We start from the raw sequence: 15,002 nt of genomic DNA, 5'->3' as shown, positions 1-15,002 counted from the left end.
TCGCCTACGCATCGGTGCACGTTGCGATACCGGTCCTGTATCGGGTGACGGGCTTGGCCAGGTCACGCACCGCCGTCCGGGTACGGTATGCCCGGACGGCAGCCTTCGACCGCACATGTGTGCCGGTCGGGACCGACGGAGAGGGCTGGTAGGTAGCTATGGAAGAGCCGCGTCGCCTCGGCGGCCGGTACGAGCTGAGCCACGTGCTCGGCCGTGGTGGCATGGCCGAGGTATACCTCGCGCATGACACGCGCCTGGGCCGCACGGTGGCGGTGAAGACGCTGCGCGCCGACCTCGCGCGCGACCCTTCCTTCCAGGCCCGGTTCCGCCGGGAGGCCCAGTCGGCCGCCTCGCTCAACCATCCCGCGATCGTGGCGGTGTACGACACGGGCGAGGACTACATCGACAACGTGTCGATCCCGTACATCGTCATGGAGTACGTCGACGGCTCCACGCTCCGTGAGCTGCTCCACTCCGGCCGCAAGCTGCTGCCGGAGCGCGCCATGGAGATGACCATCGGCATCCTCCAGGGCCTGGAGTACGCCCACCGCAGCGGCATCGTGCACCGTGACATCAAGCCGGCGAACGTCATGCTGACGCGCAACGGCCAGGTCAAGGTCATGGACTTCGGCATCGCCCGCGCCATGGGCGACTCCGGCATGACGATGACGCAGACCGCGGCCGTGATCGGCACCGCCCAGTACCTCTCCCCGGAGCAGGCCAAGGGCGAGCAGGTGGACGCCCGCTCGGACCTGTACTCGACGGGTTGTCTGCTCTACGAGCTGTTGACGGTCCGCCCGCCGTTCGTGGGCGACTCCCCGGTGGCCGTGGCGTACCAGCACGTCCGCGAAGAGCCGCAGGCGCCCAGCGTCTTCGACCCCGAGATCACGGCCGAGATGGACGCCATCGTCCTGAAGGCACTGGTCAAGGACCCGAACTACCGCTACCAGTCCGCGGACGAGATGCGCGCCGACATCGAGGCCTGCCTCGACGGCCAGCCGGTCGCGGCGACGGCGGCGATGGGCTCGGTCGGCTACGGCGGCTACCCGGGCGACCAGGCCACCACGGCCATGCGCTCCGCGGACGCCGGCGCCACCTCGATGCTGCCCCCGATGAACCCGGACGACGGCGGCTTCGGCTACGACGACCGTCCCGCCCGGCGCCGGCAGAAGAAGTCCAACGCCTCGACGATCCTGCTGGTCGTCGCGGCTGCGCTGGTGCTGGTCGGCGCGGTCCTGATCGGCAAGTGGGTGGTCGACGGCGACGGCGCCAAGGACCAGCCGTTCAAGACCCCGAACTTCGTCGGCCAGACCCTGACGCAGTCCCAGACGATGGCGAAGAACGTCGAGCTGAAGCTGACGACCACCGAGAAACCCTGCGAGAACCAGCCCAAGGGCAGCGTCTGCGAGCAGAACCCCGCGGCCGGCGCGAACGTCAACAAGGGCGACACCGTGAACGTCGTGGTCTCCACAGGGGCCCCGAAGGTGGCCGTGCCGAGTGTCCTCGGTAACACCCTGGACGAAGCCAAGCAGACGCTGGAGGACGACAAGTACCAGTTCGTCGTCGAGACCAAGGAAGAGATCTCCACGGAGGAACCCGGAAGGGTCCTCAAGCAGAACCCGGAGCTCGGCACGGAGGTGGAGAAGGGCACCAAGATCACCCTCACCATCGCCAAGGCGGAGGACAAGGCGACGGTGCCCGACGTGCTCGGCGCGTCGTGTGAGGCCGCCAAGGCTCAGATCGCGCAGAACAACCTGGTCGGCAACTGCGTCGACGTCGACACCCAGGACCCGAACCAGGCCGGCAAGGTCATCCAGACCAACCCGCAGGTCAACTCCAAGGTCTCCAAGGGATCCACGGTCCAGATCCAGGTCGGCAAGAGCACCCAGGTCCAGGTGCCCAACCTGCAGAACCAGAAGGTGAAGGACGCCAGGAAGACCCTGGAGGACCTCGGCCTGAGCGTCGGCAACGTCAACGGGGCCAACGACGACAACGCGATCGTCGTCGGCACCGACCCCGGCGCGGGCAGCACCGTCAACAAGGGCACCGCGGTCAACCTGTTCACCATCGGCGGCAACGGCGGCGGTGGGAACGGCGACAACGGCAACGGGGACAACGGCGGGATCAGCTTCTTCGGCGGCAACAACGGCTAGCCGTCCGCCGTCCGGCCGCACCGCCGCGACATGACTCAGGGCCCTGCCGGATCACTTCCGGCAGGGCCCTGAGTCATGTGCCCCCGCGCCGTCCTGCGGGGCCTTCCGGTCAGCGCAGTTCTGCGGGCGGCGTGCGGTCCGCGTTCACCTTCTCGACCCGTTCCAGCTCGCCCCACACCACGTACCGGTAGCGGCTCGTGTAGACCGGCGTGCAGGTCGTCAGGGTGATGTACTTCCCGGCCTTCTTCTTCCCCGACTCCTCGGGGACCGCGCCGAGGACCTCGACGTTGTACTTCGACGTCTCGGGGAGCACGGCGTACACCTTGTAGACGTACCAGTCGTCCCGCGTCTCGAAGACGATCGGGTCGCCCACGTCGAGCTTGTCGATGTTGTGGAACTTGGCGCCGTGGCCGTCGCGGTGGGCGGCCAGGGAGAAGTTGCCGTTCTTGCCGGTCATCGGGAGCGCGGCCTTGACGGGGTCGGTGTAGTAGCCGGCCACTCCGTCGTTGAGGATCTTCGACGTGGTGCCCTTCTCGACCAGCACCTCGCCGCTGTTCATGGCCGGCACGTGCAGGAAGCCGATGCCCTCACCGGTGTCGAGGGCGCCGGGGCCGGTCTCCGGCTGGGCCCAGGTGTCACGGACCTTGTCCCCCTGCCGGTCGGCCTTGCGGTCGGCTAGGACGTTCGTCCACCACAGCGAGTAGACGACGAAAAGGCCGAGCACCAGCCCGGCCGTGATGAGGAGTTCTCCGAAGACGCTGACCGCCAGGGCGATCCGGCCGCGACCACGACGCCGAGGCGCGGGCGGTGACGCGGTCGCGCCGGTGTGCTCTTCGTGCTCGGTGTCGTCGGTGGTCGCTGCCACGTTCATCTGCCCCTACTGGATGAGCGCATCCGGCTTGCCCTTGCTGCGCGGCCGTTCCTCGACCATCTTGCCCCAGACGATCAGCCGGTACTTGCTGGTGAACTCCGGCGTGCACGTCGTCAGGGTGATGTAGCGCCCCGGGCCGGTGAATCCGGAGTCCGGCGGGACGGGTTCGAGGACGCTCACGTTGCTCGGCGGCGTCACCGGCAGCGACGACGTCATCTTGTAGACGTAGTAGTCGTTCTGCGTCTCGACGACGATCGCGTCGCCCGGCTGCAGCCTGTTGATGTAGCGGAAGGGCTCGCCGTGGGTGTTGCGGTGGCCCGCGAGCCCGAAGTTGCCGGTCTTGGCGTCGGGCATGGCCGTCTTCAAGGCGTCCTCGCCGTAGTGGCCGACCATGCCCTTGTCGAGCACCTTCTTGTTGCTGATGCCCTCGGCGATCGGCACGACGACGTCCAGCCTGGGGATGTGCAGGATGGCGAAGCCCTGTCCGGGCGAGAAGGCCCCCGGGTTGCGCTTGCCGTTCGCCCAGTCGTCCTGGAGGCTGCTCGCCGCCCGGTCCGCCTGTGCGTGCGCGCGCACGTTCGTCCACCACAGTTGGTACGTGACGAACAGCAGCATCAGCACACCGCCGGTGATGAACACCTCGCCGATCGCCCGGCTGGCGAGCACGGCGGCGCTGGGCTTGCGTGCCCGTGCCTGGCGGCGGGCCTCCACCCGGGAGAGCGGCCGCTCCGGCCGGGACTCCTGACGGGCGCCGTGCCGGGCCCCGGGCCGCGCCGCTTCCCGGGCCGCGTCGCCCTCGCCGTCCCGCGCCGCCGGTCCGGCCGGTCCCGCAGCGCCGCCGTGGCGGCCGTGGCGGGCCTTGGCGGCCTTCCTGCGGGCCGCGCGGCCACCCGCCGGGGTTCCGGGGGGCGGAGAGGCGATCGGGCCCGCAGACGCGGACGTGGAGTCGCCACCGAACCCGGGCTCGGACGGTCGCGGAATGCGCAGCGCCACCGTCTCGTCGTCCAGGGGAGGCACGTACGGCGATCCGCTCCCGTACAGCTCCTCGCGCTCGGGGCGCAGTGCGGTCACGCCGTGGCCCTGCCCACCACCGGGGCGAGCCCCGCCGACCTCGCCACCGCGCCCTGGTCCCCGCACTCCACCAGCCAGTTGGCCAGCATCCGGTGCCCGTGCTCGGTGAGCACCGACTCGGGGTGGAACTGGACGCCCTCGACGGGCAGTTCACGGTGGCGCAGGCCCATGACGATCCCGTCCCGCGTACGGGCCGTGACCTCCAGCTCCGCCGGCACGGTCGCCGGCTCGGCCGCCAGGGAGTGGTAGCGGGTCGCCGTGAACGGGGTCGGCAGGCCCGCGAAGACGCCCTTGCCACTGTGCTCGACCAGCGAGGTCTTGCCGTGCAGCAGCTCGGGCGCGCGGTCCACCACCCCGCCGTACGCCACCTGCATCGACTGCATGCCCAGGCAGACGCCGAAGACGGGCACGCCGGTCGTCGCGCAGTGGCGCACCATGTCGACGCAGACGCCGGCCTGCTCCGGGGCGCCGGGGCCCGGGGAGAGCAGGACGCCGTCGAAGCCGTCCTGGGCGTGTGCCGTCGACACCTCGTCGTTGCGCAGGACCTCGCACTGCGCACCCAGCTGGTACAGGTACTGGACCAGGTTGAAGACGAAGCTGTCGTAGTTGTCCACGACGAGGATGCGCGCGCTCACTGGTTGTCCACCGTCACATCGTTGAAGGGAAGCAGCGGTTCGGCCCACGGAAAGACGTACTGGAAGAGGACGTAGACCACGGCAAGAATCAGCACGATCGAGATCAGCGCCCTGATCAAGGCGTTTCCCGGCAGATGCCGCCAGATCCAGCCGTACATGCCGTCCCTTCCGTCGCACCACGGCACCAGACTCACGCCGTACCTCACCAGACTAACGGCGCAGAGCCTCGGGTTCGCCTGCCTCCACGGGCTGTGCGGAGGCCAGGTGCGCCCAGACGATCAGCCGGTGACTGTGCCCCCACTCGGGATCGCACGTCGTCAACGTCAGATAGCGCCCGGGGCGCGTATACCCCGACTTACGTGGCACAGGGTCGATCACCTCGACGTCCGTCGGAACGGTTTTGTAGGGCCCCCGGTCGATCCGGTACGTGAACCAGGTCGCGCCGTCGGTCAGGACCACCGCGTCCCCGCGTCTGAGCTCGGGAAAGTCCTTGAAGGGGTCCCCGTAGGTGCGGCGGTGGCCCGCGACGGAGAAGTTTCCCGGCTGCCCGAGCCCCGCGGTGCCCGCGTAGTGGCCCAGCCCCTTTTTGAGGGTGCTCGTGGTGGTGCCCTCGATCACCGGCTTGTTCCACGTGAAACCAAGCCGCGGGATGTACATGATCGCGAAAGCCTTGCCGGCCCGGTACGGAGCCGGCTGCGCGGGGACGACGGGGGCGCCGGGGGCAGTGGTGGCACGGGCGTTCGCAGTGGCACGCGGAGTCACGGTGACTGCCGGGGCGGCGCCGGACGAATCCGGGTCGGCGCCGGACGGATCGGCCGGCTGCTGGTGAGCCCACTGCTCCCGGAGTTCCTCGATCTGGCCGTCCATGACGCGGTCGGCCTTCACTCCCGTCCAGAAGAGCACGTAGACGACGAAGAGGAGGATCACGGCGCCGACGGTGACGCACAGTTCGCTGACGGTCCGGACGATCACGCGCACCGGCGACTCCCGTAGGACGGCTGCTCCGGCCGGCCCAGCCCCTGCGGCGTTCCGGCTACTCCACTGGCTTCGCGTAGTGCAGGTCCACTGTGCCCGAGTAGCCGGGGAGAGTCACCGGTCCGTCCTCGGTGACTTTCCAGCCGAGGCCGTAGACGTTGACGTACACCATGTAGTTCTGGATGGTCGGGGAGTCCGCGAGCGCCTGCTGGAGCTTGTCGGGGTCCCCGACGGCCTGGATCTTGTACGGCGGGGAGTAGACGCGGCCCTGGAGGATCAGGGTGTTGCCCACGCAGCGCACCGCGCTGGTGGAGATCAGCCGCTGGTCCATGACCTTGATGCCCTGGGCGCCGCCCTTCCAGAGGGCGTTGACCACGGCCTGGAGGTCCTGCTGGTGGATGACGAGGTAGTCGGGCTGCGGCTCGGGGTAGCCGGGGAGCTTGGCGGTGGCGTTCGGCGGGGCGTCGTTGAGGGTGACCGTGACCGCCTTGCCCTTGACCTTCTGGGTGCCCGCCTCGTCCTCCAGCCGGGCCAGCTTCTCGTCCTCGGCCGTGGTCCGGCCGTCGTCCGCCTCGGCGAGTGAGTCGACGTCTTCGCGCAAGGTCGCGTTGGACTCGTCCAGCTCGCCGTTCTTGCGGCTGCGTTCCTGGATGAGGTCGGACAGCTTCAGCAGCGAAGTGTCCGTGCGGATGTCGGTGCCCTTGGCGGTGTTGAAGCTCGTGAAGAAGAGGAGCCCGGCGAGGGCGAAGACGCCTGCCGTGAGCACCCGCACCGGCCGGAAGCGGGAGCGACGGGCGGGGGCGGAACCCGTTGGACCCGTCCTGGGGGAGTCGGCAGAATTGCTCAACGTACCCTTATCTCCTTCGGCGCCGTAGAAGCACTACGCTAACGGACGCCCGGGGGAGCGCTCAGAGTCCCCTTGTACGCTGCCCCGAGCCCGACCCAGTACCCTGCGCGGCCACGCAGCGCATCGACAGGAGAGACCCTCGTGCCGAAGTCACGTATCCGCAAGAAGGCCGACTACACGCCGCCGCCCGCCAAGCAGGCGGCCGCGATCAAGCTGAACAGCCGTGCCTGGGTCGCGCCGGTGATGCTGGCGATGTTCCTCATCGGGCTGGCCTGGATCGTCGTGTTCTACGTGACCGACGGATCGCTGCCCATCGACCAGCTGGGCAACTGGAACATCGTGGTCGGCTTCGGCTTCATCGCCGCCGGCTTCGGCGTCTCCACCCAGTGGAAGTAGGCCCGGAAGCGGCCTTCCGGGCACCTCTGCCCACGGCTGTTCGCTGAGTTATCCACAGCTCCGGGAGATTTCCACACCTCTCCTGGGGAAAAGAAAGACGATCTGTGGATAACCCGTCGAGGGTTGACGCCGGTACGACTGACACACCGGTCACGGCAAGACTCTTCGCCCCCTGCCTGACCTGCGCAAATGCCAGGTCGGTGACAGGGGGCACAGTTGCTCCCACACGCTGTGCACAAGATCGGCCACACTGTGGAAACAGCGCGCTCAGGTGAGCTGGCTGGTCCTCACCAGGGTCATTACGATGACGACGGCCAGTACCAGCGCACAGGTGCCGAACTGCACCAGGGCACGGCGCTCACGGGGAGCGTGAACCATGCCGTAGCCGATGACGACACCGGCGACCAGGCCGCCGATGTGGGCCTGCCAGGCGATGTTGAACCCAGGGTTGAAGGTGAAGATCAGGTTGATCACCAACAGGGCGATGATCGGCCGCATGTCGTAGCGCATCCTGCGCATCAGGACGGCGGTGGCGCCGAAGAGGCCGAAGATGGCGCCGGAGGCTCCGAGTGAGCCACTGCTCGGACTGGCCAGCACATAGGTGAGGGCGCTGCCGGCGAGACCCGAGATCAGGTAGAGCGCGAGGTAGCGAACTCTGCCGAGCGCGGCTTCAAGGGGGCCGCCGAGCCACCACAGGCTCATCATGTTGAACGCGATGTGCCAGATCGCTTCGTGCGCGAACATCGAGGTGAACAGCAGATACCACTGCCCCTCGGCAACGCCGTCCACTGGCATGTACGGAGCCGGCGGCCACTGGCCGACCAGGACCAGCTTGTCCAGGAAGGACGGGCGGATCTGGCCGACGAGGAAGACCGCGAGATTGATCCCCACGAGGATCTTGGTCAACAGCCGGGGGTCGGCCACGACCGCGCCGCCGGCCAGAGTGCGGGGCTGGTTCGCCTCCGGTGCGTGCCCCGTGCCCGATCCTCCCCGCACGCACTCCGGGCACTGGAAGCCGACGGAGGCGCTGACCATGCACTCGGGGCAGATGGGACGCTCACAGCGGGTGCAGCGCACGCCGGTCTCACGATCCGCGTGGCGGTAGCAGACGGGCAGCGCGCTGTGGGCGTCGCCGTCCTGCCGGCTGCCCGGCGCCTGATCCATGGGGTCCCCCAACGTCATCGTGTGCGAAACGCGGTGTGCGGAGCGTCGTACGCAGGGCTTTGCCCCGCTCATCCATACGGACGAGCGGGGCAAATGGTTCCCGCACCGGCCTGGCGAGAAGCGCGGCGCGCGTCCTGCCGTCAGCGCTTCTCGATGACGACCGACTCGATGACCACGTCGTTGAGCGGGCGGTCGGTGCGCGGGTTGGTCTGCGCGCCCACGATCGTGTCGACGACCTTCTGGCTCGCCGGGTCGCTGACCTCGCCGAAGATGCTGTGCTTGCGGTTCAGCCAGGCCGTCGGGGAGACGGTGATGAAGAACTGCGAGCCGTTGGTGCCCGGGCCGGCGTTGGCCATGGCCAGCAGGTACGGCTTGTCGAAGCGCAGGTCCGGGTGGAACTCGTCCTCGAACTGGTATCCGGGGCCGCCGGTGCCGTTACCCAGCGGGTCACCGCCCTGGATCATGAACCCGCTGATCACCCGGTGGAAGACCGTGCCGTCGTACAGCTTGGCCGTGGACTTCTCGCCGGTGGCGGGGTGGGTCCACTCGCGGCCGCCGGTGGCGAGGTCGACGAAGTTCTTGACCGTCTTGGGGGCATGGTCCGGGAAGAGCCGGACCACGATGTCACCCTGGTTGGTCTTCAGGGTGGCGTACAGCTGCTCGGCCACGATCTGCCTTCCGTTGCTTCCTGTGATCCCCCCGATCCTCGCATCCTCGCACGGGCCGAGGCCTACGTCGGCCGACGTCTTTCTCGCGTCGGGAAAGGGTCGCTTCCGGTACGGAATTACGCCCGAGTCGCCCGGGACGGGAGCGGGCGACGCCGATCCGTGGCATTGTCGACGACAAGCTCCCGTTGTCCCGTATTCACCCCGTCTTGTGCACCCGTTCTTGTATCCGATCAAGAAAAACTCGGGACGTTCGGCACCCGTCTGCCCGTCCGGGCGTGCCGCGGCGGCTGTCGGCAGGCATGATCCGGAAAAGGGTGGAAAGTCGAAATACCGTACGCCACCGAGGAGGAGGATCCCGTGACCCGCATCGACAGCGTGCGCGCCGCGACCGGCTCGGCGAAGGACAGCGTGCTGCACGCCGCGGAAGTGGTGGCGCCTTACGCCGACACGGCCAAGGAGAGGGCCGCGCTCTATGCGCATGAGGCCCGCGTACGGCTCGCGCCCAAGGTGTCGCAGGCCGCAGAACAGGCCCGCGTTCAGTACGACGCCCGTGTCGCCCCCCGCCTGGACCAGGCGTGGGCGCACGTCCCGCCGAAGGTCGACAAGGCCGCTCATGAAGCGGCACTCCGTACGCGCCTTGCCGCCCGGCAGGCCGCCGACTACTCCCGGCCGAAGATCGAACAGGCGGTAGCCGCGGCCGGGCCCGTGAAGGACGAAGCAGCCTCCCGAAGCGTCGCCGCGCTGGCCGCACTGCGCGGCCAGGTGACGCCGAAGGAGATCGAGAGGTTGACGCGCAAGCACCGGCGCCGCTCCCGGGCGGGCAAGCTGGCCAAGGCCCTGGCCGTGGCCGGCGTCGTGGCCGGAGGCGTCTTCGCCGCCTGGAAGTGGTGGGACAAGCAGGCCAACCCCGACTGGCTGGTCGAGCCTCCCGCCGCCACCGAGGTCCCCGCCGCAGGCGGTCTGTCCTCGATCGACGGCACCGACCCGGCCGCCCTCGACCCCGAGGTCCAGGCCAAGGAAGCCGAGGAGGAGGCTGCGCACCGCGAGGACCGCAGCTGAGCGTTTCACGTGAAACAACCGAAGGAGCCCCTCCGCCGGATCATCGGCGGAGGGGCTCCTTCGGTCACACGGCCTTCGGTCCCACGGCGGGGCCACGTCCCGTTCATCCGATGACGGCTCGTCAACACATCGCGCCCGGAGGGCGATCAGGTCAGCCCGCCCACCGGGAGTCGAGGGCGATGGTCTGCAGACGGTCGAGCGAGAGCGGGGGCTGCGGTCGGGTCACCGGGCCGCCCTCGACGTAGGAGTTGACCTCCTGGACGATGACCCGGCGGCCGTCGGGGTGGAGGGTGTCGACCAGCCACACCACGGCGGAGCCGCCCTTCTCGGATGCCCGCTTGGCCCGCTTCACCTTGGTGCCGTCGGCCAGGGTCAGGGCCTGGCACTCGATGTACTGGCCCTCGCAGCCCATGAGCCCGTCGAGGACGTCGCCCATGTCGGACTGGGAGTTCACCCCGATCATGCTCTTTCCGCGGCCGTCGTCCCAGACCACTGCGGCGTAGCCTTCCTGGCTCTGCTCGTCGGAGATCTTCCCGCCCTTGGGCAGCAGGGACTTCAGCACCCGGAGCATCTGGCGACCGGACAGCGACGCCCCGGAGTCGGAGAGCGGGGCGGAGACGCCGGCCTTGCCGCCTTCGGTCGGCGGTCCGGCGACGGAGGCCTGTGCCGTCGAACCGAGACCGAGGGCCAGGACGAGGCCGGCGGCGACGGCCATGCCGCGGACCGGGCGACGGCTGGCGGAGGTGTTCCTGTTCATGTCGTGGCTTCCTTCTCTGATCCGAACGCGAGTGGTATCTGCGTCGTGGGACGTCGGGTGGCGCAAGGCCCCGAACGCCGTCCGGGCACAGAGGTGTCCCGGTGCACAGGCGCAGGGTGGTCGTCGTCGTACTGCCGGCGAGGCGCTCGTGCCGCCTCGGCCGGTGCGACATCCACAGATTCCAGGACGCCCGGGACCCTCGACAACAGCTGCCGCCCCGTCCGGGACAGTGGAACCGTCCCACCCCTGCCGACCTGCGGAATCAGAAGACCCTGGGATGCCGTCCTGGGATGCGGAGGCGTCGGCGGCCCTCATGGAGCCCCACGCGAAGAGCCCTCCTTCTCTGTGTTTCCACAGGAAGGAGGGCTCTGGAGAAGTGGAGCCTAGGGGAGTCGAACCCCTGACATCTGCCATGCAAAGACAGCGCTCTACCAACTGAGCTAAGGCCCCTGAACAGAAGCGTCCGGCCGGAAGAACCTCTTACCGGTGGGCGCCGCTGACCAGAGTACCGGGTCACCCCCCGTATCCCGCAAAAAGATTGGGGGTCCCCTCGGATGACCACTCTCCGTAAGATGCTCGGCGTGGTTCGCTACAGCGAACCGCCGTTTTTTTGGGGAAGCGATGGGGAGACGCACATGGACGCCGCACAGCAGGAAGCCACCGCAAGAGCGCGGGAACTGCAGCGGAACTGGTACGGGGAGCCGCTGGGGACGCTCTTCCGTAAGCTCATCGACGATCTTGGTCTCAACCAGGCTCGTCTCGCGGGGGTGCTGGGACTGTCCGCGCCGATGCTGTCGCAGCTGATGAGCGGCCAGCGGGCGAAGATCGGCAACCCGGCGGTGGTGCAACGGGTGCAGCTGCTGCAGGAATTGGCCGCCCAGGTCGCGGACGGCAGCGTCAGCGCCGCCGAGGCCACCGACCGCATGGACGAGATCAAGAGGTCGCAAGGGGGATCGGTGCTCAACAACACCACGCACACGACGAGCGGTTCGGGGGCGCCCACGGTCAAGCGGGTCGTCCGCGAGATCCAGTCGCTGCTGCGCTCGGTGGCCGCCGCCGGCGACATCATCGATGCCGCCGACAGTCTCGCCCCCACCCACCCGGAACTGGCAGAGTTCCTCCGGGTGTACGGGGCCGGCCGCACCTCGGACGCGGTCTCGCACTACCAGTCCCACCAGAGCTGAGCCACGCCCCGGCGGCCGAAGGGGGTTCGGCGACCGGGCGTGACACGGCACGGGGAACCGCGAAGCGGACGGGGGACCGCTGCACGGGGGAGCGGCAGGCGGTACGGGGGATCGCCGCACGGGGGAGTGAGAGACAGTACGGGGGACTGTCACACGGGGCACGGGGAAGTACCGCGCCTCACGGGGGTCCGGAAGGGTTCCGCTCATCACGGGGGTGGCGAGCGGGTACCAAGGGGGAAACCGCAGGGGGAGGAGCGACGCACTGCCATGGGTGAGGTCTTCGCCGGACGGTACGAACTCGCGGATCCGATCGGCCGCGGAGGGGTCGGCGCCGTCTGGCGCGCCTGGGACCACCGCCGCCGCCGTTACGTGGCCGCCAAGGTCCTCCAACAGCGCGACGCCCACGCGCTGCTGCGTTTCGTCCGCGAGCAGGCCCTGCGCATCGATCATCCGCATGTCCTCGCGCCGGCCAGCTGGGCCGCGGACGACGACAAGGTCCTCTTCACCATGGACCTGGTGGCCGGCGGTTCGCTGGTCCACGTCATCGGCGACTACGGCCCGCTGCCGCCCGCCTTCGTGTGCACCCTGCTCGACCAACTCCTGTCCGGGCTCTCCGCCGTCCACGCGGAGGGCGTCGTGCACCGTGACATCAAGCCCGCCAATGTGCTGCTGGAAGCCACCGGGACCGCTCGCCCGCGGCTGCGGCTGTCCGACTTCGGCATCGCGATGCGGCTGGGCGAGCCGCGTCTGACCGAGACCAACCTCGTGGTGGGAACGCCCGGTTACCTCGCGCCGGAACAGATGCTCGGCTCCGAACCAGACTTCCCCGCCGACCTGTTCGCCGTAGGCCTGGTCGCGCTGTATCTCCTCCAGGGCGCCAAGCCGGACGCGAAGGCCCTCGTCCAGTACTTCGCGGAGCATGGAACTCCCGCCGCTCCCAAGGGAGTTCCGGAGCCGCTGTGGCAGGTGGTGGCCATGCTGCTGCAGCCCGACCCCCGGGCCCGCTTCCGCACGGCCACGGGAGCGCGCAAGGCCCTGGCCGAGGCCGTCGAACTGCTGCCCGAACCCGGACCGGACGACGAGCAGATCGAGATATTCGACCAACTCGGTCCGCTCCCGGACGCGTTCGGCCCTCAGGGGCCTCTGAAGCCGGCCTCGGGCATCACGGTGACACCACGGGCGTTCGAGCGCACATCCTCCTGGCAGGACACAGGAGGGCGCACTCCCGGCACCTCGGCCGACGGCGTGGAACCAGCGCCGTCCGCCCCGCCCCGCGGCCCCGACGCCACACCGGGCGACCCGCGCGGGCTCGCCGGAGCGGCACCCGCGTCCACCGCGCCGGACGACGTCTCCCCCGGCGCACCTTCCGCCTCGTCCGCGCCGTCCGTTCCGTCTGTTCCGTCCGTTCCGTCCGGTCGTTCCATGTCGGACACCGGCAGCTTCCACCTGCCGCCGCCCCGGCCCACGACAACGCCTTCCTCGACACCGCCGGCCCCACCGGCCCCCGCTCCCGCCCCGGTGTCACCGTACGAGCCCACGTTCGCGCTGTCCGCTCGTACGCCGAGCCCGTCCGACCTTCACCAACGCGCCGACACCTCCACCGCCTCCTACACCGCCCAGGACCCCCGGGCACACCCCGGTCCCCTGCCCACCGGTCAGGCGGCCCCCGCACCCGCGATGCCCACGCGGCCTGCCGACCGGGCCCACCGCGCTCACCGCCGGGCCCGCGCCGCCTCCCGCCCCGGACCGCCCCTCAAGGTCGCGGTCCCCGTGCTGCTGCTGGCCCTGGCCTGCTACGCCGTGGGGTTCTGGGCGTTGGCGCGGATCTGAGCGGAGGCACGCCGCCGGGCCGTGACCGTCCACACACCGAGCCCGACCAGCAGCGCGCTGCCCGTGCCGATGCCGCCGAAGGCGACCGCCCTCATCGCGGCGCCACCGCCCCCGTCACCCGTGCCGCCGGCGCCTCCCGGCCCTGTGGCCTCCTCCCCCGAGCCGACGTCGAAGAAGCCGCGCGGCACGGACCGCCCCGCGTAACCGGGCCCGGGCTGGGCGGTCCCGCCTACCCGCAGACGCAGCAGCAGACCATAGGGTCCGTCGCCGAAGCGTTCCCCGACCGCCGCGGCCAGGTGCACCTCCAGGTAGTAGAAGCCGGCGAAGCGCAGGCTCTTCTCCGGAGCGGCGGGGGCGTACCGGTTGACGTATCTGACCGGTGGAAGAGGACTCAGGGAGGTCGACTTCTGGGTGCCGCCGTATCCGACACCGGTCTCGGCGACCTTGGAGCGCACCGGGTTGTAGAGGGTCATCTCCAGGGCGGGCGCCACGAAGCCGGTGTCCTTCTCGGCGTTGCCCAGCTCCGCCTCGGCGTACAACTGCTGCCCCCAGTCGAGGGGCACCTTGTAGAAGAGGGTCGCGCCGGGCGTGATGTCGTCCCGCCACACCCCCTGCCCCACGGCCGTCGCCCGCGTGAAGCCGGCGCCCCCGGCACGGCGGACGGCCTCGCCGGTGACGGGCGTGGGAGTGGCCGAGTTCCACGCCTCGGGGACCGCTGTGGGGGCGGGCTGCCCCAGGGACGGTTCGGAGACCGGGGCGAGTTCCAGGTCCCAGGGCAGGTAGGGCCTCCCCCGTCCGTCGGTCCGCTCGACGACCACGTAGTACGTCCCGGCCTCCTGACACAGCCCCTTGCCGACGAGGATCTCGCGGGCGCCCCAGACGGTGATCGGCCGGGCACTCTTGGCCGGGCCGATCGTCACGGACTCCGAGGAGCAGTTGACGCCGTCCGCGTCCTGGACGGCGACCCTGATCCCGTCACCGAGGGCGAGCACGGCGCCGGGGCGGGGGACGGCGGTGACGGGGACGTAGGCGTTGGAGGCGCCGTCGAGTTCGAGGCGGTAGTAGGCCTTGCCCCGGCCCGTGTAGGAGCTCCGGTACGTCGTGCCGGGCCTCAGCGGCACGGCGTCGGCGGTGCCGGTCGCGGCGGGGGCCTCACGGGCGCCGGTGTCGAAGGCGTAGGAAGAGGTGTCCGCGACGGCGACCGCCCCCGGAAGCGCCGCGGAGAACACGCCGGCCGTCACCGTGAGGGCGAGGCCCCGCAGCCAGGCGCGCCGCGGCCCGACCCGCCTCGCCCCGGCAGCCCCTCTCGTCCCTCTCGTTTCCGTCCGTCGCGTCCCACGCCGGTCCATCGCACGCCCCCTGGCCTCGCCGACACCCGTCCCGCCCCGGGCT

General features: G+C 69.9%; 15 protein-coding genes and 1 tRNA gene. 5 read left to right on the top strand and 11 right to left on the bottom strand.

Annotation, left to right across the window (positions count from 1 at the left end; translation table 11 throughout):
- The first annotated feature begins 158 nt into the window (after nucleotides 1–158).
- A complete protein-coding gene (pknB, locus tag ACIRS4_RS15305) occupies nucleotides 159–2,153 on the top strand; it encodes a Stk1 family PASTA domain-containing Ser/Thr kinase (RefSeq protein WP_404195145.1) in 1,995 nt (664 codons plus the stop codon).
- A 109-nt stretch (nucleotides 2,154–2,262) separates the two neighbouring features.
- Here the strand turns inward: pknB and ACIRS4_RS15300 are convergent, their stop codons facing one another.
- The 6 genes from ACIRS4_RS15300 to ACIRS4_RS15275 are packed head-to-tail and all read right to left on the bottom strand — an operon-like array spanning nucleotide 2,263 to nucleotide 6,552.
- Nucleotides 2,263–3,024, bottom strand: a complete 762-nt coding sequence (locus tag ACIRS4_RS15300) for a class E sortase (protein ID WP_404195143.1) — start codon at nucleotides 3,022–3,024, stop codon at nucleotides 2,263–2,265.
- Nucleotides 3,025–3,030: 6 nt separating this feature from the next.
- The gene (locus tag ACIRS4_RS15295) at nucleotides 3,031–4,173 is read right to left on the bottom strand and encodes a class E sortase (protein WP_404195503.1); all 1,143 of its coding nucleotides are present in this window, start codon (nucleotides 4,171–4,173) and stop codon (nucleotides 3,031–3,033) included.
- Complete coding sequence (locus ACIRS4_RS15290) at nucleotides 4,092–4,730, bottom strand: aminodeoxychorismate/anthranilate synthase component II (protein ID WP_404195141.1); 639 nt, start codon at nucleotides 4,728–4,730, stop codon at nucleotides 4,092–4,094. Before ACIRS4_RS15290 ends, ACIRS4_RS15295 begins: the two co-directional genes overlap by 82 nt.
- Nucleotides 4,727–4,924, bottom strand: coding sequence for a hypothetical protein (locus ACIRS4_RS15285; RefSeq protein WP_207228764.1), 198 nt, complete (start codon nucleotides 4,922–4,924; stop codon nucleotides 4,727–4,729). The genes ACIRS4_RS15290 and ACIRS4_RS15285 overlap by 4 nt, the downstream gene beginning before the upstream one ends.
- A 16-nt stretch (nucleotides 4,925–4,940) precedes the next feature.
- Nucleotides 4,941–5,708: a class E sortase gene (locus tag ACIRS4_RS15280; protein ID WP_404195139.1), complete on the bottom strand. Its 768-nt coding sequence runs from the start codon at nucleotides 5,706–5,708 to the stop codon at nucleotides 4,941–4,943.
- A 55-nt stretch (nucleotides 5,709–5,763) separates the two neighbouring features.
- Nucleotides 5,764–6,552, bottom strand: a complete 789-nt coding sequence (locus ACIRS4_RS15275; protein WP_404195136.1) for a DUF881 domain-containing protein — start codon at nucleotides 6,550–6,552, stop codon at nucleotides 5,764–5,766.
- A gap of 141 nt (nucleotides 6,553–6,693) precedes the next feature.
- On the opposite strand from ACIRS4_RS15275, the gene crgA reads away from it, so the two are divergent.
- Complete coding sequence (gene crgA / locus ACIRS4_RS15270) at nucleotides 6,694–6,948, top strand: cell division protein CrgA (RefSeq protein WP_130439105.1); 255 nt, start codon at nucleotides 6,694–6,696, stop codon at nucleotides 6,946–6,948.
- 267 nt (nucleotides 6,949–7,215) lie between these two features.
- Here crgA and ACIRS4_RS15265 read toward each other — a convergent pair whose 3' ends face one another.
- Complete coding sequence (locus tag ACIRS4_RS15265; RefSeq protein WP_404195133.1) at nucleotides 7,216–8,112, bottom strand: rhomboid family intramembrane serine protease; 897 nt, start codon at nucleotides 8,110–8,112, stop codon at nucleotides 7,216–7,218.
- A 140-nt stretch (nucleotides 8,113–8,252) separates the two neighbouring features.
- Entirely contained in the window at nucleotides 8,253–8,780 is a 528-nt protein-coding gene (locus tag ACIRS4_RS15260) for a peptidylprolyl isomerase (RefSeq protein WP_404195132.1), read from the bottom strand.
- A 357-nt stretch (nucleotides 8,781–9,137) separates the two neighbouring features.
- Between ACIRS4_RS15260 and ACIRS4_RS15255 the strand changes: the two genes are divergently transcribed.
- Entirely contained in the window at nucleotides 9,138–9,839 is a 702-nt protein-coding gene (locus ACIRS4_RS15255; protein WP_404195129.1) for a DUF5324 family protein, read from the top strand.
- A 151-nt stretch (nucleotides 9,840–9,990) separates the two neighbouring features.
- Here the strand turns inward: ACIRS4_RS15255 and ACIRS4_RS15250 are convergent, their stop codons facing one another.
- The gene (locus ACIRS4_RS15250; RefSeq protein WP_404195126.1) at nucleotides 9,991–10,596 is read right to left on the bottom strand and encodes a hypothetical protein; all 606 of its coding nucleotides are present in this window, start codon (nucleotides 10,594–10,596) and stop codon (nucleotides 9,991–9,993) included.
- Nucleotides 10,597–10,973: 377 nt separating this feature from the next.
- A tRNA-Ala gene (locus tag ACIRS4_RS15245) sits at nucleotides 10,974–11,046 on the bottom strand.
- Nucleotides 11,047–11,231: 185 nt separating this feature from the next.
- Between ACIRS4_RS15245 and ACIRS4_RS15240 the strand changes: the two genes are divergently transcribed.
- Both ACIRS4_RS15240 and ACIRS4_RS15235 read left to right on the top strand, forming a co-directional pair.
- Nucleotides 11,232–11,780 (top strand): helix-turn-helix domain-containing protein, encoded by a 549-nt coding sequence (locus ACIRS4_RS15240; RefSeq protein WP_404195124.1) that lies wholly within the window; start codon nucleotides 11,232–11,234, stop codon nucleotides 11,778–11,780.
- Between the two features lie 267 nt (nucleotides 11,781–12,047).
- Nucleotides 12,048–13,610, top strand: a complete 1,563-nt coding sequence (locus ACIRS4_RS15235; protein ID WP_404195121.1) for a serine/threonine-protein kinase — start codon at nucleotides 12,048–12,050, stop codon at nucleotides 13,608–13,610.
- Here ACIRS4_RS15235 and ACIRS4_RS15230 read toward each other — a convergent pair.
- Nucleotides 13,574–14,839 carry a hypothetical protein gene (locus ACIRS4_RS15230; RefSeq protein WP_404195118.1) on the bottom strand — a complete coding sequence of 422 codons (1,266 nt, stop codon included), beginning with the start codon at nucleotides 14,837–14,839 and terminating at the stop codon, nucleotides 13,574–13,576. The two genes, ACIRS4_RS15235 and ACIRS4_RS15230, sit on opposite strands and share 37 nt — an antisense overlap.
- Between the last annotated feature and the right edge of the window lie 163 nt (nucleotides 14,840–15,002).

The organism is Streptomyces sp. NPDC101166 (genome assembly GCF_044768125.1).
Lineage (GTDB): Bacteria > Actinomycetota > Actinomycetes > Streptomycetales > Streptomycetaceae > Streptomyces.
The sequence above is the reverse complement of the archived record's forward strand: the minus strand, read 5'-3'. Positions and strand labels throughout refer to the sequence as shown.